Origin of the sequence: Bradyrhizobium sp. AUGA SZCCT0160 (genome assembly GCF_018130105.1) — a bacterium.
In the GTDB taxonomy this organism is placed as follows: domain Bacteria; phylum Pseudomonadota; class Alphaproteobacteria; order Rhizobiales; family Xanthobacteraceae; genus Bradyrhizobium.
This window is the reverse complement of record NZ_JAFCMD010000001.1, coordinates 438,141-459,073: the sequence shown is the minus strand read 5'-3', so window position 1 is coordinate 459,073 and position 20,933 is coordinate 438,141. Positions and strand designations below refer to the sequence as shown.

Sequence of the window (20,933 nt, the reverse complement as noted above, 5' to 3'; positions counted from 1 at the left end):
TGCGCCCTTCTAGGAGGTGCGGTGGCAGCCTTGCAAGTGAGACCGCTCCAGCCGGTATAAAAAGCCGGGGGCAGCGTTAGTCCTGACCATCAAAATGGTGAGCCAGACCATTGGTTTATGGCCCCCGCTCGGATAGAACAATCGCGAGTCCCCAACGTGCTTGAAGGCCGCCTGGCGAGCCGCAAAAGCGCCTTGGGTTTGCCGCAACATCGAAGCAAGACGTCTCGATAGCGCCAAGCGTGCGCAGAGCGCCTACGAACCGACCAAGGGCCCCGGTGCGCCAGTTCATTCCAGCGCGATGGAAGACAAAGATCCAGCACGTCATGCTGGACCTCGACGCGCGCATCGACTCGACGTTGTTCTCGTCCGGCAAGGGCGCGCGCGAACTCTATGAGCGCTTTTCGACCTTCATGGACCGCTTCTATGTCGGCGGCTGGAAGCGCTGGGTGTTCATCGAGCCGGCTTCAGAAGCCGCCACCATCGGTCTCGGCGGCCTGATCCTGATGCTGGCGCTCGCGGTTCCTGCGTTTCGCGAAACCGCCGACGACGACTGGCTGAAAAAATCCGACCTCGCGGTGTCGTTCCTCGACCGCTACGGCAATCCGATCGGCAACCGCGGCATCAAGCACAACGACTCGATCCCGCTGGAGGACTTTCCGGACAATCTGATCAAGGCGACCCTCGCCACCGAAGACCGCCGCTTCTACGACCATTTCGGCATCGACATCGCCGGCACCGCGCGCGCCCTCGTCACCAACGCGCAGGCCGGCGGCGTGCGCCAAGGTGGTTCGTCGATCTCTCAGCAGCTGGCGAAGAACCTGTTCCTGAACAACGAGCGCACCATCGAACGCAAGGTGAAGGAAGCCTTCCTTGCGATATGGCTGGAGACGCGGCTCACCAAGAACGAGATCCTGAAACTCTATCTCGACCGCGCCTATATGGGCGGCGGCACCTTCGGCGTCGACGGTGCGGCGCATTTCTATTTCAACAAGTCGGCGCGCGACGTCACGCTTGCCGAATCCGCGATGCTGGCCGGCCTGTTCAAGGCGCCGACCAAATACGCGCCGCACATCAACCTGCCCGCCGCCCGCGCCCGCGCCAACGTGGTGCTGGACAACCTGGTCGATGCCGGCTTCATGACCGAAGGTCAGGTGTTCGGCGCGCGGCGTAATCCGGCTGTCGCCGTCGACCGCCGCGACGAGAATTCGCCGAACTACTATCTCGACTGGGCGTTCGAGGAGATGCGCAAGCTGGTCGACACGTTCCCGAAATCCTACACCGAGCGCGTCTTCGTGGTCCGCACCGCGATCGACATGACCGTTCAGCGCGCCGCGGAAGCAACCGTCGAGAACCAGCTCCGCCAGTTCGGCCGCGACTATCATGCGACCCAGGCGGCCCTTGCCGTCGCCGACCTCGATGGCGGCGTGCGCGCCATGGTCGGCGGACGCGACTATGGCGCCAGCCAGTTCAACCGCGCGACCGACGCGATGCGCCAACCCGGTTCGTCGTTCAAACCCTACGTTTACGCCACCGCGCTGATGAACGGCTACAAGCCGTCCTCGATCGTGGTCGACGGCCCGGTCTGCATCGGCAACTGGTGTCCGCAGAACTACAGCCACTCCTATTCCGGACCGATGACGCTGACGCAGGCAATCACGCGTTCGATCAACGTCATACCGGTGAAGCTCTCGATCGCGCTCGGCGGCAAGTCGCCCAATCCGGCCAAGGCCGGCCGCGTCAAGATCACCGAAGTGGCGCGCAGGTTCGGCATCAAGGCGCCCCTGCCCGATACGCCGTCGATGCCGATCGGCTCCGACGAGGTCAACGTGCTCGAACATGCGGTGGCCTATGCGACCTTCCCGAACAAGGGCAAGGCGCCGATCCCGCATGCGGTGCTGGAAGTGCGCACCGGCGCCGGCGATCTGGTCTGGCGCTTCGATCGCGACGGCAAGAAGCAGCTGCAAGCCATTCCCGTCAACGTCGCCGCCGAGATGTCGGAAATGATGAGCCACGTCGTGAGCGAAGGCACCGCCCGCCGCGCGATCATCGACGGCATTCCGACCGCCGGCAAGACCGGCACCACCAACGCCTATCGCGACGCCTGGTTTGTCGGCTTCACCGGAAACTTCACCTGCGCGGTCTGGTACGGCAATGACGACTATTCCCCGACCAACCGCATGACCGGCGGTTCGCTGCCGGCGCAGACCTGGCGCGAGGTCATGGTGGTCGCTCACCAGGGCGTCGAGATCAAGGAAGTGCCGGGCATCGGCATGGGCACGAAACTGCCGCAGGCCGCGCAGCCCGCCAACGTCGCCGCCAATGGCGCGCCGAAGATCCTCGATACCAAACCGGGCCCGCCGCCGGTGCTCACCAAGCGCGGCGCCGACATCCTGGTGCGCGTCGAGAAGCTGCTCGACGAGGCCGGCAAGACCGCGGGCAAGACGTCGGCCAGCGAACCGGCCAAGCCGGGCAAGACGACATCGTCGAGCGCGCTGGCCTTCCCCGACAATTACGTCGCAGCCGCCGGCGACCAGGCTCCGCCGGCGCAGCGGAAGAACTAGTGCGGTGATTTTGCGGAGCACTGGCCTGTGCGGCTGATCTTCATCACGTTGCTCGCGTTGGCGCTCGCCACCGTCGTCGGTCTGGGCTCGACCTATTTGACGGCGACGCGCGGCACTGATCTGGGCACGCTCACGATCGGCTCATGGACGGCGCGGCCCAAGAGCGGCACCGCCGAAGTCGATCCCTATTCGCGCGCCTCGATTGCACGCAGCGGTGAATTGCCGATCGGCACCGGCGACGGCATCGCCTTCTCGGCCACCACAGACGACAAGAAGAAACCGCTCGACGGACGCTGCGACGTGGTGGTCAGCGGCGTGACGCCGGCGGCACGGTTCTGGACGCTGACGCTGTTCGACCGCAAGGGACATCTGGTGGCGAATTCGTTGCAGCGCTACGGCTTCACCAGCCAGGAAATCATCCGCGGCTCCGACGGCGCGTTCGAGATCCGCATCGCCTCGCGCTCGCGCGCCGGAAACTGGCTGCCGACCGGCGGGATCGAGCGTTACGCGCTGATGCTGCGGTTGTACGATACGCCGGTCGGGGTCGCGACGCGCACGCAGCGCGACGCGCCGATGCCCTCCATCACCACGGTGGGCTGCCCATGATCCGGCTCTTGTTCACGATCATCGCAGGCGTGCTGCTCGGCGGCGTGGTGCATCTCGTCAGCGTGCTGGCGCTGCCGCGCATCGCAACCCAGGACGCCTATTCGCGGCTGACACCGATGACCAGGACCAACGCCGTGACGCCGCTCGCGCTCGCCGATCCCAACAACGCGCCGATGCCGTTCATGGACCCGGCGTTCGCGGTCGCGATCTGCCGCTACGATTTGTCGACTGGCCCGCTCAAGCTCACGGTCCCGGTCAGCCAGGCCTATACGTCGGTGTCGTTCTACACCCGCAACGAGGTTGCTTACTACGCCATCAACGACCGCTCCGCTGGCCGCAAGGTGATCGAACTCGACCTGATGACCGAGGAGCAACACGGCCAGTTGCCGGAGGACGAGGAAGTCACCGCCGCCGACCGGCTGATCATCGACTCCCCGACCATCACCGGATTGATCGTGCTGAAGGCGTTGGCGCCGGAGCCCGGCCTGATGCCGCAGGCCCAGGCTTCGCTGGCGGCATCGCGCTGCACGCTGCAGACCGAAGTCGCGCCGCCCAAGCAGCCCGAACCGCCGGCCCCCGCACCGGCGCCCGCGCCCGCGCCCGCGCCGAAGGGCAAGCGATAGCCACCGCGCATCACGCGGGACGGCAAGCTCAAGTGTGAGGCATCAGCCCTTCACCGTGACCGCACGCCCGATCACGGGGTTGACGGCGACCGGCGGATTGGCGGTTTGGGCGGCGAGTTCGCCGATCAGGCGGTCGGCATCGGCAGCGATGCCATCAGGCGCATGGATCACCAGCCGCTCCAGCGCCCAGCGATAGGACGAGATCCTCCGCTCCAGGCATTGCTGCACCCATTGCACGATCAGCGTGTTCTCTTCCATGCGGGCGACCGCGTCGGCCCGTTCGCTCGGCGACAGCTCCGAGACCATCTTCAGGCTGGCGCTGCGCTTGCGGTCGAGTTCGATCACGCGGATGGCGGAGGCAAAGAACGGCTCGAACCGCGTGATGTCGTTGCGCACGTCCTCGATCAATTGCTGATAGCGCGAGGTATGCGAGCGGTGCGGCTCGTCGATCAGGGCGCGTCCATAGGTGGTGCGATCGAACACCACCTTCTGCCGCCATGGCGAAGGCAACGGCTGGTAGTCGCCGAACACGCTCTTCCAGGCAGGCCGCGAAAGCGGCGGCTCGATCAGGGGATAGGCGAGATCGCGGAGCTGGCGCTCGTTTTCGGTGAGCTGGAAATGCGACGGCTTGAGCCCGACGCTGCCGGTGGCCTCGGCGCCCAGCCAGCGATGCATATCGTCGTTGCGGAAATCCGCGCGGGTGCGGCCGAAATCGCCGCCGCTGCAGCCGCCGAGGGCCGAGCCCATCAGGATGAGTATAAGAGCCGGGAGTGACCGAAGCCCGGCGGTCCGGATCGGATGGCGCAGCTCCGGCATTTCAAATGTCCGTTGTCAGGGGCGCCGACGGCGACGGCGGCTGGGAGCTGTACCTTCTTCCGGTCCGCGTCCGCCGCTCTCGTCGGTTGGACGCTCGATCCGGATAACCGGAAGGATCAGTACGGTCCCCATGCCCTCGCCCGAAGCGCCATCCGGGGCGGGCCGCCGCGAAGCTGCATCCGCCGGAAATTCAATGATGGTGCCCATGTTCCGTTCTCTCTCGTTGCCGCACGGACATGATTTGGCCGGCGACATGCGATCATTCAGAACAGAACGTGGTTAACGGCATCTTAATTACCGCTTGGGGGCGAGCCGCCGGATCGGCCGCCGTGGTTTACGCAACAGCCGCAAAAGTCCGGCATTTTTTCAGGGGTTGTTTTCCTTAACCAACTCTTAAAGCGCCCCAAGTAGGCTCACCCAAGGGGATCTCCAAGTCGCGTTTACCTGACATGACCGCAGCACCATTATTTCCGGGCTTCGACGGGCTGATGTCGCTCTCGCGCCGCGAGGGCGTCGACATCCGCCCCACCTTGCTGCGCGTGCTGACCGACCTTTATGTCCAGACCAGCGCGCATTCCGCCGACGAGGAACGGCAGTTCGTCGAGTTAACTTCAAGGCTGATCGACCAGGTCGACGACGCCACCCGCGCGGCCGTGCGGGCCCGGCTTGCTATCTATCCGGCGACCCCCCTCGAGATCATGAACAAGCTCGGATTGCGGCGCGCCCATCCCGGCCAGACGGTGCCGCTCGCGCCTTCGATTGCGCCCACCCCGCCTGAAGCGGCCCCCCGGGTGCCGACCGAAGCGGAACTGCGGATGGCCTCCAGCCTGGCGATGCGGCCCAACGATGCCGCCGAAATCAGCGACATGTTCTTCGCGGCCAATGCCAGCGAACGGACGCAGATCCTGCACAATCTCAACGACACGCCGCTGAAGGCCTCTGCGCGAATTCCGGCGGCGCGCGCCAAGCGTGCGATCGAGACGCTGGAGATGGCCGCGTTTGCCGAGGACGCCGACAGTTTCGCGCTGGAGATCGGCGAGGCGCTGATCCTGCCGGCGCGGATCGCCACCCAGGTGGTGAATGACCCCGGCGGCGAGCCGCTCGCCTGCGCGGCCCGTGCGCTCGACATGCCGAGCGCGGCGTTCCAGCGGATATTGATGTTCCTCAATCCCGAATCCGGCGTCTCCGTGCACCATGTCTACCGGCTGTCGCGGCTCTACGACCGGCTGACCGAACGCTCCGCGCTGGTCATGCTGGCGGCGTGGCGCGGCTCGACCATGGCGGTCACGCGCGCCAAATATCGCGCCGCGCTCTACGACGACGAGCGCAACCGCGCCCGCTCCGCGCCATCCCAGACGCGGCCGGCCGTACAGCCCGGAAGCGCGCCAATCGTGCGCACCGGCACCGACGGGACGAAGCGCTAGACGACGGCCTAACGATCCTGTGCCCGGGCACTAAATCTCGAAAACAACCCCATGATAGAATAGGCCGGCCTCAGGCCTTCGCCAGCTCCAGAAAATGCCGCCCTGCCCGGTCCTCGGTCTCAACGATCCAGGTGTCGGGATCGAACTTGATTTCCTTGGCGAGACGTTCTTCCACCGACTGCTCGGGCACCGGCTGCGGCGACGCCGGCACGAACAGGCGCTCGGTCGGCCGGCTCTCGTCATAGACGGTCTGCGGCGCCGGCCCGTACAGCATGGCGTTGCCGTCGAGGTGAGCCACCTTGACGAACACAGCACCGGCTTCTTCCGCGCCGCGCCGGCGCACGGCGCCGAAGACGCCTTCGGTTTGGCAACGGCGCAAATAGGCCGCCACCCAGATAGATGATTTCAATCGCATGGCCGGACGATAGGCCAGCGTCCAGGCTGACGCCAGAGGCCATGGCCAGGCGCGATCCCTTGCGCACGCAGTCGGCAGAGTTATCCGCAACGCGATCGTAACAAACACTTGTCAAAGCCGGCACGATTTCCAAAGTCGCGGTTCCCGACCAGTCATGGATTGATCAACGCAATCTCGGTCCATGTCGCAAGTCCGCGCGCACAAGATTGTGAGCAATCGGACTTGATTCGGTCGGTCGACCGAATTATGATTACGCGAAGGAGTTTTCATCGTGGCGCGCGCCGCAGCCAAGAAAATTGAGAAAAAGGCAGAGACCAGCACCACGCTGCTCGAAGCCGCCAAGAAAGTATTGCGCCAGAACGGCTACGCGGGCTTGTCGACCCGCGACGTCGCGGCGGCTGCCGGCGTTCCGTTGAGCCAGATCCATTATCATTTCGGATCCAAGCAAGGGATGGTGCTGGCGCTGTTCGAGTACTTGAACGCGCAGCTCCTGGATCGCCAGAACGCGATGTTCGGCGACACCAGTCTCAAACTGTCGGAGCAATGGGACCGGGCCTGCGATTATCTCGATGACGACATCGCCTCCGGCTATGTGCGCGTGCTGCAGGAACTGATCGCTGCGAGCTGGTCCGACCCGGCGGTCGCGCAGGTCGTTCGCACCGCGATCATGGGATGGGTCGATCTCATCGTCGGCGCGGCACGCAAGGCTGAACGTGAATTTGGCGGCCTCGGCCCGCTGACGCCCGAGGAGGTCGGAGCCTTTGCTGCCAATGCGTTCATCGGCGCAGAAAGCCTCTATCTGCTTGGTTTCGAGAAGAAAGGCTCGCCGATACGCCAGTCCTTGCGACGGGTCGGTGATCTCGTTCGCAGCGTCGAAGGTGCAGCCAATCGATGAGGTGATGCGATGCGTGCGAAACTGCCCGACGAAAGTGGTTTTATCGATCGCGACGGCGTCAGGATCTATTACGAGATCTACGGCACTGGCCCGGAAACCATGCTGTTCGTGCCGCCCTGGTGCATCGTCCATTCGCGGATCTACAAGGCGCAATTGCCGTATTTCAGCGAGCGCTTCCGCTGCATCACCTATGACGGCCGCGGCAACGGCAAGTCGGACCGTCCTGAGGATGTGGCGGCCTACTCGCGGGACAACTACGTAGCGGATCTGCTTGCCGTCATGGACGCCACCGACGCGGGAAAGGCAATCCTCGTTGGGCTGTCCTTTGGCGGCATGCTCGCCAGCGTGCTGGCCGCGCATCATCCTGATCGTGTGAAGGCCGCGATCCTGGTCGGGACGGTATCGAGTATCGGACCTGATAACTACGCCTACCTGGCGAACCAGCATTTCGACACCAAACAGGAGCGCTTCGACGGCTGGAATAAATACAACCGCGAGCACTGGCTGGCGGATTATCCCGACTTCGCCGACCACTTCATTCGCAACATCCATACCGAACCGCACTCGACCAAGCAGATCGAGGACGGCATCGGCTGGGCCAGTGACACCACCGGCCCGGTGCTGGTCAACACCGTCGACGCACGGCTGATCCCGCCGCGCTTCGATGTCAGCGAAGCGATGTACCGCAAGATCTGCTGTCCCGTGCTGCTCATTCACGGCGACAACGACCAGATCCAGCGCCATGCACGCGCGAAATCGCTGGCCGAGGTCATGAATGCGGAGCTGGTGACCATTCCGGGCGGCGGTCACAACCCGCTCGGCCGCATCCCCGCAAAGACCAACACCCTGATTGTCGATTTCCTCGCTCGCAGGCTCGCCATCGCCTCCCCCGCAAGCCGATCGAACCGCACGACAAGGAAGGCCAAACGCGCACTCTATCTCTCCTCGCCGATCGGCCTCGGGCATGGGCGGCGCGATATCGCGATCGCCCGCGAGCTGCGCAAGCTGCACCCGGATATGGAGGTCGATTGGCTGGCACAGGATCCCGTGACACGCCTCTTGGAGGCGAACGGCGAACGCGTTCATCCGCTGAGTGCGCGGCTGGCCAGCGAGTCCAGGCATATCGAGATGGAGTCGGGCGAGCACGACCTGCATTGTTTCCAGGCTCTTCGCCACATGGACGAGGTGCTGATCGCGAACTTCATGACCTTCCAGGATGCCGTCGACGAGGGCAATTACGATCTCGTCATCGCCGACGAGGCCTGGGACATCGATCATTACTGGCACGAGCACCCCGAGCTGAAGAAAGCCGCACTCGCCTGGTTCACCGACTTCGTCGGCTATGTGCCGATGCCGTCGGGCGGCGAGCATGAGGCGTTTCTGACCACCGACTACAACGCCGAAATGATCGAACACATCGAGCGGCATCCCGGCGTGCGCGACCGCGCCATTTTCGTCGGAAGCCTGGAGGACATCATCCCGTTGTCGTTCGGCAAGGACCTGCCGGCGATGCGCGACTGGGTGCCGCGGCATTTCGATTTCGCCGGCTACATCATCGGCGAACATCCGCATATTTTCGGCAGCCGCGCGGAGTTGCGCGAGCGGCTCGGCTACCGGCCGGACGAGCGCGTCTGCATCGTCACGGTCGGCGGATCCGCCGTCGGCACCCACCTGATCAAACGCATCCTGCAGAGCTATCCGATGGCACGGGCCAGACTGCCCGAATTGCGCATGATCGTGGTGGCGGGCCCGCGGATCGATCCGGCCTCGCTCGGCGCGCCCGACGGCGTCGAGATGCGCGCCTTCGTACCCGACCTCGACCGTCATCTCGCCGCATGCGATCTCGCGCTCGTGCAGGGCGGCCTTACCACCTGCATGGAGTTGACCGCGGCCGGAACACCGTTCCTCTATTTCCCGCTTCAGAACCACTTCGAGCAGAATTTCCACGTCGCCCATCGTCTTGATCGCTACGGCGCCGGCACGCGCATGGCATTCGCGACGTCGACGCCGGACATGATCGCGGAAGCGATGGTTGGTGCGTTGCGCGCGCCGGCCAAATTCAAATCCGTCGAAGTCGACGGTGCCGTCCGTGCCGCCCGCATGCTGGCGGATCTGGTCTAACCGCAATCAATTGTCAGTGGAGGTAGCTATGTCGAGCGTTAATCAAGCGACCCGGATTGATGAAGGCAAACTCAACGCATTCGTCGGCCAGATGCTGGGCGACCTCGGGGGCGCGTCCAGCGTCGCCATGGTACGGATGGGCGATGCGCTCGGATTGTACAAGGCGCTACACACCAATGGGCCGATGACCTCAGACGAACTCGCCGGCACCGCGAAGGTCGATCCGCGATACCTTCGCGAGTGGCTGTCCAATCAGGCGAGTTCCAACTATTTGTCCTACGATCCTGCCTCGGCGAAATTCGCGCTGCCGCCCGAGCAGGCGATGGTGTTCGCCATTCCCGACAGCCCGGTCTATCTGATGGGCGGCTTCGATCTGATGGCGGCGATGCTCGAGAACCAGCCGAAAGTTCAGGCCGCGTTCAAGTCCGGCGGCGGTGTCGCCTGGGGCGATCAGGCCGGCTGCATGTTCTGCGCGGTGGCCCGCTTCTTCCGGCCCGGCTATCACAACAACATCGTGTCGACGTGGCTTCCTGCTCTCGGAGGTGACGTGATGAAGAAGCTGGAGGCCGGCGCCAATGTCGCGGACGTCGGCTGCGGCCACGGTTGGTCGACGGTCCTGATGGCCAAGGCTTTCCCCAAATCCCGATTCGTCGGCTACGACTTCCATCCCGGCTCGATTGCGGATGCAAAGGCGCATGCCGAAACCCATGGCACTTCCGCCAACACGCGCTTCGAGGTCGGACTCGCCAAGGACTATCCCGGCACGGACTACGATCTCGTGACCTGTTTCGACTGCTTGCACGACATGGGCGACCCGGCGGGAGCCGCCGCCCACATCCGCCAATCCCTGAAGGACGATGGGACATGGATGATCTGCGAGCCGATAGCGGGCGATCGTCTCGAGCAGAACCTCAACCCGGTCGGGCGCTTGTACTATGCCGCATCGACCATGATCTGCGTGCCGACCTCGCTCTCGCAGGAAGTCGGCACGGCGCTGGGCGCGCAGGCCGGCGAAGCACGGCTCCGCGAAGTCATCCTGAAGGGTGGCTTCAAGAGCGTGCGTCGCGCCACCGAGACGCCGTTCAACATGATCCTCGAAGCAAGGCCGTAGTTTCCCGCATGGCGGCTGCAAGCCTGGCCAAGTTCACCGGCGCAGGAATCCCTGCGGCCGGCATACGGCGGGTTGACCGTCGCGCGGACCAACCATATTCTCAAAACTGCGGTGCAAGCCGCGCCCGGGTCCGCGGGAAGGGTCGAACCCACTTGCAGCTTCCAAGCAGCACCTAGAGCCTTTGTGCAGCAGCCGGTATTGCGGACCATCGGCGATCCATGCACGGAGGTTTCCAATGGAACGATCGCCTGATCGACTAAATCTCGACCATCTCAAGAAGCAAGCCAAGGATTTGCTCCGTCTCTACCGGCAGCGTGATGGCGACGCTTTTGCCCGCTTTCGCCGCGCCCTTCCGGCAGCCGCAGGGCACAGCGACGACCAGATCGCATCCTTGAATCTCCGGCTCCATGACGCTCAATCGTGTGTGGCGCGCGACTACGGCTTCGCTTCCTGGCAGGACCTGAGACGCTATCTCGAAGCGCAATCGGCCATCGGCAGCGAGCGCGACGAACGTGTCCTGCGCTGGCTCCAACTGATTTATGCCGGCGACATCAATGGCACGGCAAATCGCGCCAATCCGCGCGTTGCCATCAGGATGCTGGCCGAAAGCCCCGACCTCGCCGCCGGAAACCCCTATCTGGCATGTGCGATCGGCGCGGAAGACGCGTTGCGACAGGCTACGCAGCAGGATGCAGCATGGGTCAATCGCCCGGGTGGACCACTGAAACTGCCTCCACTTGTCGCCGTTACGCATTCCAGCCTGTTGTCCGTTCCGGAATTCCGCGCGCGTCTGCATCGCTGTGCCCGTTTGCTGCTGGGCGCAGGCGCCGATCCCAATCAGCGTATCGGCAATCGTTGGCCGCCGGCATCGGTCAGCGAACCTGACGACGGCAATCCGTTGTCGGCGCTTTACGGCGCCGCCGGAACCAACCATGACCCCGAACTCACGAAACTGCTGCTCGACGCCGGCGCCGATCCAAACGACGGCGAGTCCCTCTATCACTCGCTGGAGACGTTTGTTTGTACCCGCCTGCTGCTGGAGCGTGGCGCGCGTGTCGCGGGCAGTAACGTGATCTACCATGCGCTCGACTTCGACAATGTCGTCGCACTTCAACTTCTGCTCCAGAACGGCGGCGATCCGAATGAGCCGGCGCGCAATTCACCCTTGACCGATTGGGGATCGCCACTGCTGTGGGCGATCCGGCGGCGGCGATCCCGCCGTTGTATCGAGACGCTGCTGGAAGCAGGCGCAAACCCGTTGGCAGCGACGCCTGATGGCGTCAGCGCCTACCGGCTCGCCTTGCAGTTTGGCCTTCGCGAGGTCGCCGATCTCTTGGCCGCGAGCGCTGCGGACGAGCCCATTCCGGATGAGGAAGCATTCATTGCGGCCTGCGCCTGCGGCGATGAGGCCGAGGCCCGGCGCATCCGCGCCAGGCGGCCCGACCTTCCCGAAACGCTTCCGGCCTCGCAGTTGCGGCTGCTGCCCGATCTTGCCGCCGAGGGCAACGATGTGGGGGTAAGGCTGATGGTCAGGCTTGGCTGGCCGATCGCGGTGCGCGGCGGCGACTGGAATGCGTCCGCGCTCAATCTTGCGGTGTTTCGCGGCGATGCCGGATTGACCCGGTTCCTGCTCGAACATGGGGCCAGCTGGACCGAGCAACATGGCTTTGGCGACAATGCCTGCGGCTCGCTTTCCTGGGCGTCTTGCAACGAGCCGGTCGAAGGCGGCGACTGGTCGGGCTGTGCGCGCGCCCTGCTCGACCATGGCATGCCGCGCGCGAAGCCGGATCAGGACGGCTCGGAATGGATTTTGATCCACGGGCGGAGAAAACAATTCTCCGACGAGGTCACCGAGATCCTGCTGGGTGGGTCGTAAGGCCCGTCCCTACTCGATCGGACGGCCGGTCATCGCGGTGAGCTCCTTCACCAGGCGGTCGGACATCTGTCCGGTCACCGGCAGTTTGCGGTCGCGCTCGAATTTCGTGATCGCCGCCTGCGTGTCGGCACCGACGGCGCCGGTCGGCTTCAACTGGCCGTAGCCGTATTCGGTCAGCGCGCGCTGCACCGACGCCACGCGGCGCGCGCCCGCGGATTGCGCGGAAGCCGGAATCGGCGCCGGCGGCCGCAAGACCTGGGGCGCCGCAGCCGGCACGGACCCGTTCGGTTTGGCCACCGGAGTAGCAGTGCTGGAAGCTGCGGCGGCGGGAGCCGAACCGGTCGACCTGACCACCAGATTGGTCATGGGGTCAGTGTTTTTGGGGTCAGCGCTCTTGGGGTCGGTGGTTTTGGGATCGGCGTTTCTGCTCTCGACGGGTTTCGGTTCCGGGGGCTCAGCGGAACGCACCAGTTCTACCGGGCGCGGACGGGGCAGCGGGTTCGCAGCCACCGGCGCCGGCGCCGGCAGTTTCACGACCGAACCGAACATCGGCGACGGATGACGACCGGCTTGCAGAAACAACGCGTTGGTGAGGATGGCGCCGATGGCGGCAACGGCCAGCGCGCCGGCCAGCATGTCCTTCGGACTGCGCAAGAGCATGCGCATCACAAATCCACGCTCTTCTTCCGCGTCGACTGCAACCGCTTTCGCGCCGCGGCGGCGGCGCGGCATCTCGTCGTCATCGATCGTTCGCTTAGGCACTTTTCTTCACCTGATGGGCTTGGTCTTGTAATCCTGATCGCAGCGCCGGCTTCAGCGTCGCGACATTGCTCGAAGGTGCTTGGCTCGAAGGGCTCGAAGGCGAATTCAATTCCACCGCCGACGGCATGAAGGCAAGCGGCAAGACCACGGTTACCGTGGTTCCCTCATCGACCTTGCTCTGAACATTCACCTCGCCATGGTGCAATCCGACCAGGCCCTTCACGATCGACAGCCCGAGGCCGGTGCCTTCGTGCTTGCGCTGATAGGTCTTGCCGGCCTGGAAGAACGGATCGCCGATCCGCTTGAGATCGTCGGGTGCGATGCCGACCCCGGTATCGGTCACGCGAAGCATCAGGCGCGAGCCCTCGACCGCAGCCGAGACGGTGACATGGCCGCCGCGCTCGGTGAATTTGACGGCGTTGGCGACCAGGTTCAGCACGATCTGTTTGAAGGCGCGTGGGTCTCCCGTCATCATGGGCAGATCTTCCGGCGCACGGGTGACGAGATCGACGCCGTTGTCGCGCGCTTTCAGGGCCAGCAGGTTGCAGCAATGCAGCAATGCGGCACGCGGCGCGAATGGCTCCGGCGAAATCTCGAAATTGCCGGACTCCATCTTCGACATGTCGAGAATGCCGTTGACGACCGACAGCAGATGCTGCCCGGAATCGTTGATCAGCTGCGCGTATTCCTTGCGCCGCGCCGCGTCGATCATCAGCAGATCTTCCTGAACGATCATCTCGGAGAACCCGATGATGGCGTTGAGCGGCGTGCGCAGTTCATGGCTCATGGTGGCGAGGAAACGCGTCTTGGACGCATCCGCCCGTTCGGCGGCGGTACGCGCCAACTCCAGGGCATGCTCCTGCACCTTGCGGTCGGTGACGTCGCGCATCACGGCGACGACTTCGGCCTCGGGCGAGGCATGCTCGAGCGGCCGGCAGCGCATCTCGACCCAGATGAAATCGGAGTTGCTCTGGCCGCGGACGACATCGCGCCGCAGCCGGAACTCGACGCTGCGCGCCTCGCCGCCACGCGCGGCGTCCGACAATGCGGTCAGATAGGCAGGACGATCGGCCACATGGACGCGGTCGAACAGGCCGTGACCCGCAAGCCGCGTGACTGAAGTGCCCAGCATGGTTTCCGCGGCGGGCGAGATGAACTGCACCGCGCCGTTGCGGCTGTGGCGTGAAATCACGTCGCTCATGTTGAGCGCCAGCAGGCGGTAGCGGTCTTCCTCGACACTGAGCAGTGCGACGCTGGTACGCGCCAGCGATTCCGAGCCAAAGGCGAGACCGACGGCATAGAGCGTCGCCGCCGCGATTCCAACCGCCATCAGGAGGCTACGCAACGCCGCGTTCGGCTCCACCACCGGCAACAGGTCGAAATGCCCGAGGGCGATCAAGAGCGCGGCGCAGGACAACGCCAGCGCCGAGGCAAACGCGACGACGCGGCGCGAGGCCGAGAGCGCGGCCTCAAGCGGCACCACGACCAGCCCGACCGCGGCAAAGGACTCAATGCCTCCGGTGTTCGCGGCGACCATCATGACGAGACCGGCCAGCGCCAGCGACGACAGAATATGTGCGCCGTCGTAACGACCGGTGCGCGACAAGAACCATGACAGCAGGATGGGTGCGATCAGCCAGGCAAAAGCCGCAACCTCGATAGCCGTGGGCGCACCGCGCATCGCCAGGTAGACCGGGAATGCCGCAAAGGCGGCGAGGCTGCCGAGCAGCCGCGGCGCCATGAAGGCGCGATGGCGCGCGCGCGTCAGCGCATCATATCGTGCGGACGGATGCAGCAGCGCATCGAGACAATCGCGGATGATACTCAAAACACTCACGGCTTTTGCGCTTCGGCTTGTTCGTCTGTTGGCTTGCAGACGCGCCGGAACGCCCCCTTATCTTTGGCCCACCGTGTCAGAGCGAACTTAAGCGAACGCTAAGGCACGACGGCCGGGCGGCAAACACCGTGCATTCGCGGAGCTTTAACCCGTTACGGAACGCTCATTCGACGCGGATGGTGAACGACAGGTTTCCGGCGCGATCAATCTATGGTTTCGAAATGGTGGACGGCCCCGGCACGCCCACTTTTTTGTGTTCGCGAATATCAATCGAAAATTTACGTCGAATCAAATCATTGGAATTTTCAGCGAATTTTCGGCGAATTTACTTCAATGCAAACACTTGCGATTTATCGACGGCTGATATCAGGAGCAAACCTGCGGACATAACCGCAACAAGACCAAAAGAAACGACCGGGGTCGCGAGATGTTCTTTCTGCTTCGCATGGTGTTCTGGCTCGGACTGGTGCTCGTGCTGCTGCCCAGAGAAAAGACGCCTGAATCGGACAAGCTGCCGCAGATCGGCGCCTCCGAAGCCGTATCGGCTGCGACCGCGGCCGTCTCCGACATGGGGCAGTTCTGCAAGCGCCAGCCCACGGCCTGTGAAGTCGGCGGCCAGGCCGCGACCGTGATCGGCCAGCGCGCTCAGGACGGCGCGCGCAAGCTGTATCAGATCATCACCGACAAGCCCGACAAGTCCGATAAACCCGACAAGAAAGCCCCCGATCACACCGGCTCGATCGACGGCGCGGGCGACGACGAAGCCACGCCGGCGGCCACCGCGCGGGGCGACACGCTCACGCAAGACGATCTCGTAACCGAGTGGCGCGGCACGACGTCTATGCATTGAAGGATTAAATGGCGGAAAAATAGGCCCGGAACCGGTTCCATTTTCGTCGCTTTCGCTCCACCCGCATCCTATATAGACGGTGGGAGCATGGAACACGGGCCACGATGACGATCGACGAGATCAGGGAAAATTTTGAGCTGCTGGACGAGTGGGACGACCGCTACCGGTACGTCATCGAACTCGGCCGCACACTGGCGCCGATGCCGGACGCCGAGCATTCAGCGGCCAACAAGGTCAACGGCTGCGCCAGCCAGGTCTGGCTCTCGAAGCAGCTCGACCGCAGCGGCAACAGCGAACCGCGCCTGAATTACCTCGGCGACAGCGACGCCCACATCGTGCGCGGCCTGATCGCTATCCTGCTGACGCTCTATTCCGGGCACACGCCGCAACAGATCCTGTCGACGGATGCGATTGCCCTGTTCGACGAACTCGGATTTCGCGAGCATCTGACGCCGCAGCGCTCCAACGGTCTGCGCTCGATGGTCGAGCGCATCCGCTCCGATGCGCGCGAGGCGCTTGCCACGGCTTCCTGACGCGTTTTCTTAACGCGACCCGGTATCCACTTCGCGCGAAAACGCTTTGCTATTTCCGCTTCCGCGCCTGCTGGCCGAGGCCCATTTTCTTGGCGAGCTGCGAACGGGCCACCGCATAATTCGGCGCGACCATCGGATAGTCGGGCGGAAGGCCCCATTTGTCGCGATATTGCTCCGGCGTCATGTTGTATTGCGTGCGCAGATGGCGCTTCAGCGACTTGAAGCGTTTGCCGTCCTCGAGACAGATCAGATACTCCGGGGTCATCGATTTCTTGACGGACACGGCCGGCTTTGCCGGTTCGAGCGGCGTCTCGATCCGGCCGGTCGATACCCGCAGCAACGCGGCGTGAACCTGGCTGATCAGGCTCGGGATTTCGGAGGCCTGCGTCGGATTGTTGCTGAGATAGGCCGATACAATATTGGCGGTCAGTTCGACGGGCGTCTTGCCGGCGGAATCGGTCATGGCTCAACCTTCCTGGGAATCGCAATCGCGATCCTGGGATCGCGAACGCGCGAGCGCGTAGGGTGCTGAAAGTATCCGGCCGCGCCTATACGCAAAGGGAATTTATTACGACTTGGCGAATATGACCGAATTACCGGGAATCTGACAAGAACAGCGGCGTTTTATTTTCACGCCGGCTTGCCGGCCAAGTATTGGCGCTTCAGGGCCGCTGATCGAGGTGCGTGCGCAGTTCGTCGATGGAAGCAAAGCGCATCATGCCCTCGGGCATCTGGGCCTCGATCGATCCGTCCGAATAGAGCGAATAGGCCATGCCGTCGACGACGCCCGATTTCAGCACCGTTACGGCCGGCTGCTGGTCATTGCGCGGCGGGACGCCGTTTGGTTCGTCAAATGCAGGGGGTGTCCGGCCCGCGCGACGCGGCGGCGGGGTCTCACCAGGCCGCGATCGCTCCGGTTTCGGCCAGGCATCATCGAACGATGGCGGTTGCGCTTCGGCGGGAACTGGCGGCGGCGGCGCGGCTGGCGGATTGGGGCGAAGGTCCGGCGACAACAGATCCGGCGGCAGCGGCTCGCTGGTCCTTGCCTGCGCGCGCTCGCGCTCCTTTCGCGACGTCGAGGAAAACAACAGATTGCGCTTTGGCTTCGGCGCAGCCTCGGCGGGCTCGGATTCCGGCGGCAGATCGCCACGCGGGCGCTCGCGCGTGGCGACCTCACCCTGCCATGGCGGCGGAGACGGCGAGGCGGCAGCAGGTGCGGCGGGCTCGCTGCCGGCACTCTCGGCGGTCTTCAGCTTGAACGGAACAAGGCCGTCGCCTGAACCAGCCTCCGGTGACATACCCGGTGGAAGCACCGGCCGTACCATGGCCTCGCCGCGCGGCTGGGATACGCTCGCACCGAGCTGCCGCCCGATGTTCCTCAGTTCCCGCACCGCCACCCAGAGCCCGAGCATGATCGCGCCCGTGCAAAACCCGGTCACGCCGGAGAGGATCAGCGTGTTGCCGGTGCTGAATTCGTTGATCGTGATCCCGTAGCCAATCGCCAGCAGGCCCGCCAAAACAAGGCCGGTACCCGCGACCAACATGCCAACCATCATCGAACTAACCCCCCGGCTGCGCCCGAAATGCTCGCAAACCGCCTATGCCACGATACCGTCATAATGTGCGCACCGCCAACCAGCAATTCTGCACAGAGTTCCTCAAAAAACGGTTCCTCAAAAATCCCGGCGGCGGAAACCTTCCCTCTGCAAAATTCAGGCGCCGATCGCGGCATTCAGCTGCCATTCAGACGCCTCCCGTATATCTACTGCCTACTAATTACCGCCAATTTGTTGCATTGCATCAGGGAATTAGACCACAATTCCCGATTACTTGAAAATGGAACTGCGCTATATGGATGCCGGGGAAAAGAGGCTCAAAAGCGCAAACGCTGGGCCAAAGGGGACACCGGGTTAGCCAATAGCCATGTCAGCCATCACGACATCTGCCGTCGATACGCCCGAGCGGCGCTCGATGGAGCGGACTTGGGACGACCTAGCCATGGTCGTGCTGGCCGCTGTCACCCTGGTCGCAGGTTTGACCTTCCGTGATTACGGACTGGGCTGGGACGATTACACCCACGCCGAATATGCCGAGCTGTTGCTGCGCATGTACGGTTCCGGTTTCAAGGATATCGGCGCGCTGTCGTTCGCCAATCTCTACATGTATGGCGGCGGCTTCGACATGGCGGCGGCACTGCTGCACAAGGTCATCCCGCTCGAACTGTTCGAAACACGCCGCCTGCTCGGCGCCGTCGTCGGTGTCATCGGACTTGCCGTGACGTGGCGGCTGGCGCGGCGGGTCGGCGGTCCGCTGGCCGGGCTCGCGACACTGTTGCTGCTGGCGCTGTGCCCGACCTTCTACGGCCACATGTTCATGAACCCGAAGGACGCACCATTCGCGGTCTCGATGGTGATCCTGATCCTGGGTCTGGTCCGCCTCGCCGAGGAATATCCGCAGCCTTCGCCGCGAACCATCCTGATCGTCGGCCTGGGTGCCGGCCTTGCGATCGGTTGCCGGATCCTCGGCGGCCTGGCGTTGGTCTATGCCGTCGTCGGTTTCATTCCCTTGTTGATCGAGGAATATCGCACGCAGGGGCTGCGCGAAGCCGTGCATCGCTTTGGTCATGTGGTCTACGTGCTGCTGCCGGGCCTCGTGTTCGGCTACCTGCTGATGGGCCTGGTGTGGCCGTGGGCAATCATGGAGCCGGACCATCCTTTCAAGGCTCTGACCTATTTCTCGCATTTCTTCGAAAAGCCCTGGAAGGAAATGTTCGACGGCGCCCTGGTATCGGTGCCGGACATGCCGTGGTCGTATCTGCCGACGCTGTTCGCGCTGCAGCTCCCCGAAGTACTGCTGGCGCTGTTGTTCGCCGGCATCATCGGCACCTTCATGTCGCTGTCGCGCACCGACGTGCCGGCCCGCCGCAAGACCATTATGCTGATGCTCACGATGGCGGCGACGCTGCCGCTGGTGATCGCGATGGTGAAGCGGCCCGCGCTCTACAACGGCATCCGGCATTTCGTGTTCGTGATCCCGCCGATGGCGGTGCTGGCCGGCGTCGCCTTCGGCCGGGGCATGACCTGGCTGAAGGAAAACCGCCGCAGCTGGCAGCCCGCAGCCCTTGCGGCGTTCGCTTTCGGGCTGTTGCTGCCGCTCAGCGAAATGATCCGCCTGCATCCTTACGAATACACCCACTTCAACCACATCGCCGGCACGGTCCGCTCCGCCGACAATTTCTTTATGCTGGATTATTGGGGCCTGGCGCTGAAGCAGGCTTCCGACGGTCTGCGCGAGGAACTGGTCGAGCGGCAGGAAGTCGCGCCGAGCGGGCGCAAGTGGAAGGTTGCGGTGTGCGGCCCGCAACGTCCGGCGCAGGTCGCGCTCGGTCCGGATTTCACCATCGGCTGGGACAGCAACGCCGCCGACTTCGCGATGACGCTGGGCGAATTCTATTGCAAGGGCCTCACCGCGCCGGTGATGGTGGAAATCAAGCGCGACGATGTCGTGTTCGCGCGCGTCTACGACATCCGCGGCCGGGCCATTTCCTCCCTGCTGGCCATTCCGGCGCCGTAGCCCTTATCAAGCGCACAAAGGCATAACAGCCAGCCCTGGCCGCGCCTTGCTGTGGTGCGGGCGCAGGGCTAGCTTGCGCACCAAATCAGCAACACACGGGAGAAACCGGTCATGTCGCCAGCCGAAGCTCGCCTCAAGGAAGTACCGTCCGGGATGACCGATGCCGAGTGGAACCAGCGCGTCGATCTCGCCGCCGCCTATCGCCTGGTCGCACTGTATGGCTGGGACGATCTCGTCGACACCCACATTTCCGCGCGGGTACCCGGTCCGGAGCATCACTTCCTGATTAATCCTTACGGCCTGATGTTCGACGAGATCACAGCTTCCAGCCTTGTGAAGGTCGACCTCAATGGCAACCAGCTCACCCAGAGCGACTACAGCATCAACCCGGCCGGCTTCACCATCCATTCGGCGATCCACGAGGTCCGCGAGGACGCCGGCTGCGTGCTGCATCTGCACACGCCCGACGGCACGGCGGTGGCGAGCTGCATGGAAGGGCTGCTGCCGATGAACCAGACCGCGCAACTGGTCACCCATGACCTCGCCTATCACGACTACGAAGGCATTGCGCTGGACCATGACGAGCGCCCGCGGCTGCAAAAGGACCTCGGCAACAAGAACCACATGCTGCTGCGCAATCACGGCACGCTCACCGTCGGCCGCTCGGTCGCCTCCGCCTTCGAGCGCATGTACCATCTGGAGCGGGCCTGCACGATGCAGGTGCGCACCCGCATGCTCGGGCCGACCGCCTACCCGGTCGAAGCGGCCGTGGTCGACAAGAACGCCGCATTGTTCAGCAATCCCGACCGTGCGGAAATGCGCTCGACCAACCTGGTGTGGCCGCCGCTGCTGCGCAAGCTCGATCGCATCGACCCGAGCTACCGGACCTGACGCCCGCACGCGGGTGAACAGTGCGAAAGGCCTGGCGAA

The 20,933-nt window shown here is 64.0% G+C and carries 19 protein-coding genes; 12 read left to right on the top strand and 7 right to left on the bottom strand.

Annotated features, from left to right (window positions below):
• Positions 1 to 275: 275 nt before the first annotated feature.
• The 3 genes from JQ558_RS02235 to JQ558_RS02225 are packed head-to-tail and all read left to right on the top strand — an operon-like array spanning position 276 to position 3,790.
• Positions 276 to 2,561, top strand: coding sequence for a transglycosylase domain-containing protein (locus tag JQ558_RS02235; protein ID WP_212205414.1), 2,286 nt, complete (start codon positions 276 to 278; stop codon positions 2,559 to 2,561).
• Positions 2,562 to 2,588: 27 nt separating this feature from the next.
• The gene (locus tag JQ558_RS02230; protein ID WP_212205411.1) at positions 2,589 to 3,167 is read left to right on the top strand and encodes a DUF1214 domain-containing protein; all 579 of its coding nucleotides are present in this window, start codon (positions 2,589 to 2,591) and stop codon (positions 3,165 to 3,167) included.
• Positions 3,164 to 3,790: a DUF1254 domain-containing protein gene (locus JQ558_RS02225; protein WP_212292711.1), complete on the top strand. Its 627-nt coding sequence runs from the start codon at positions 3,164 to 3,166 to the stop codon at positions 3,788 to 3,790. Before JQ558_RS02230 ends, JQ558_RS02225 begins: the two co-directional genes overlap by 4 nt.
• 42 nt (positions 3,791 to 3,832) lie before the next feature.
• Here the strand turns inward: JQ558_RS02225 and JQ558_RS02220 are convergent, their stop codons facing one another.
• Entirely contained in the window at positions 3,833 to 4,606 is a 774-nt protein-coding gene (locus JQ558_RS02220; RefSeq protein WP_212292710.1) for a hypothetical protein, read from the bottom strand.
• Positions 4,607 to 4,621: 15 nt separating this feature from the next.
• Positions 4,622 to 4,813, bottom strand: coding sequence for a hypothetical protein (locus tag JQ558_RS37060; RefSeq protein WP_249119637.1), 192 nt, complete (start codon positions 4,811 to 4,813; stop codon positions 4,622 to 4,624).
• A gap of 242 nt (positions 4,814 to 5,055) precedes the next feature.
• Between JQ558_RS37060 and JQ558_RS02215 the strand changes: the two genes are divergently transcribed.
• A complete protein-coding gene (locus JQ558_RS02215) occupies positions 5,056 to 6,030 on the top strand; it encodes a DUF2336 domain-containing protein (protein WP_212205405.1) in 975 nt (324 codons plus the stop codon).
• A 70-nt stretch (positions 6,031 to 6,100) separates the two neighbouring features.
• Here the strand turns inward: JQ558_RS02215 and JQ558_RS02210 are convergent, their stop codons facing one another.
• Positions 6,101 to 6,445 (bottom strand): DUF1491 family protein, encoded by a 345-nt coding sequence (locus JQ558_RS02210; protein ID WP_192737438.1) that lies wholly within the window; start codon positions 6,443 to 6,445, stop codon positions 6,101 to 6,103.
• Between the two features lie 271 nt (positions 6,446 to 6,716).
• Between JQ558_RS02210 and JQ558_RS02205 the strand changes: the two genes are divergently transcribed.
• The 4 genes from JQ558_RS02205 to JQ558_RS02190 all read left to right on the top strand — a co-directional run bounded on the left by JQ558_RS02205 (position 6,717) and on the right by JQ558_RS02190 (position 12,448).
• Complete coding sequence (locus JQ558_RS02205) at positions 6,717 to 7,340, top strand: TetR/AcrR family transcriptional regulator (protein WP_212205401.1); 624 nt, start codon at positions 6,717 to 6,719, stop codon at positions 7,338 to 7,340.
• A 9-nt stretch (positions 7,341 to 7,349) separates the two neighbouring features.
• Positions 7,350 to 9,461 (top strand): alpha/beta hydrolase, encoded by a 2,112-nt coding sequence (locus JQ558_RS02200; RefSeq protein ID WP_212292709.1) that lies wholly within the window; start codon positions 7,350 to 7,352, stop codon positions 9,459 to 9,461.
• 28 nt (positions 9,462 to 9,489) lie between these two features.
• Positions 9,490 to 10,572, top strand: coding sequence for a class I SAM-dependent methyltransferase (locus tag JQ558_RS02195; protein WP_212205391.1), 1,083 nt, complete (start codon positions 9,490 to 9,492; stop codon positions 10,570 to 10,572).
• Positions 10,573 to 10,807: 235 nt separating this feature from the next.
• Positions 10,808 to 12,448, top strand: a complete 1,641-nt coding sequence (locus tag JQ558_RS02190; protein WP_212292708.1) for a hypothetical protein — start codon at positions 10,808 to 10,810, stop codon at positions 12,446 to 12,448.
• Between the two features lie 9 nt (positions 12,449 to 12,457).
• Here JQ558_RS02190 and JQ558_RS02185 read toward each other — a convergent pair whose 3' ends face one another.
• On the bottom strand, positions 12,458 to 13,210 hold the full coding sequence (locus tag JQ558_RS02185) for a peptidoglycan-binding domain-containing protein (protein WP_212292707.1): 753 nt from the start codon (positions 13,208 to 13,210) through the stop codon (positions 12,458 to 12,460).
• Positions 13,203 to 15,047 carry a PAS domain-containing sensor histidine kinase gene (locus JQ558_RS02180; protein WP_212292706.1) on the bottom strand — a complete coding sequence of 615 codons (1,845 nt, stop codon included), beginning with the start codon at positions 15,045 to 15,047 and terminating at the stop codon, positions 13,203 to 13,205. Before JQ558_RS02180 ends, JQ558_RS02185 begins: the two co-directional genes overlap by 8 nt.
• A 427-nt stretch (positions 15,048 to 15,474) precedes the next feature.
• Here JQ558_RS02180 and JQ558_RS02175 point away from each other — a divergent pair, with 427 nt between their 5' ends.
• Both JQ558_RS02175 and JQ558_RS02170 read left to right on the top strand, forming a co-directional pair.
• Complete coding sequence (locus tag JQ558_RS02175) at positions 15,475 to 15,897, top strand: DUF5330 domain-containing protein (RefSeq protein WP_212292705.1); 423 nt, start codon at positions 15,475 to 15,477, stop codon at positions 15,895 to 15,897.
• Positions 15,898 to 16,001: 104 nt separating this feature from the next.
• Positions 16,002 to 16,430 carry a SufE family protein gene (locus JQ558_RS02170; protein WP_212205381.1) on the top strand — a complete coding sequence of 143 codons (429 nt, stop codon included), beginning with the start codon at positions 16,002 to 16,004 and terminating at the stop codon, positions 16,428 to 16,430.
• Between the two features lie 49 nt (positions 16,431 to 16,479).
• Here JQ558_RS02170 and JQ558_RS02165 read toward each other — a convergent pair whose 3' ends face one another.
• Both JQ558_RS02165 and JQ558_RS02160 read right to left on the bottom strand, forming a co-directional pair.
• The gene (locus tag JQ558_RS02165) at positions 16,480 to 16,893 is read right to left on the bottom strand and encodes a MucR family transcriptional regulator (protein WP_192737430.1); all 414 of its coding nucleotides are present in this window, start codon (positions 16,891 to 16,893) and stop codon (positions 16,480 to 16,482) included.
• Between the two features lie 199 nt (positions 16,894 to 17,092).
• A complete protein-coding gene (locus tag JQ558_RS02160) occupies positions 17,093 to 17,974 on the bottom strand; it encodes a DUF308 domain-containing protein (RefSeq protein WP_312014941.1) in 882 nt (293 codons plus the stop codon).
• 379 nt (positions 17,975 to 18,353) lie between these two features.
• On the opposite strand from JQ558_RS02160, the gene JQ558_RS02155 reads away from it, so the two are divergent.
• A complete protein-coding gene (locus tag JQ558_RS02155; protein WP_212271978.1) occupies positions 18,354 to 20,003 on the top strand; it encodes a glycosyltransferase family 39 protein in 1,650 nt (549 codons plus the stop codon).
• A gap of 111 nt (positions 20,004 to 20,114) precedes the next feature.
• Positions 20,115 to 20,894, top strand: a complete 780-nt coding sequence (locus JQ558_RS02150) for a class II aldolase/adducin family protein (protein WP_212292703.1) — start codon at positions 20,115 to 20,117, stop codon at positions 20,892 to 20,894.
• The last annotated feature ends 39 nt before the right edge of the window (positions 20,895 to 20,933 follow it).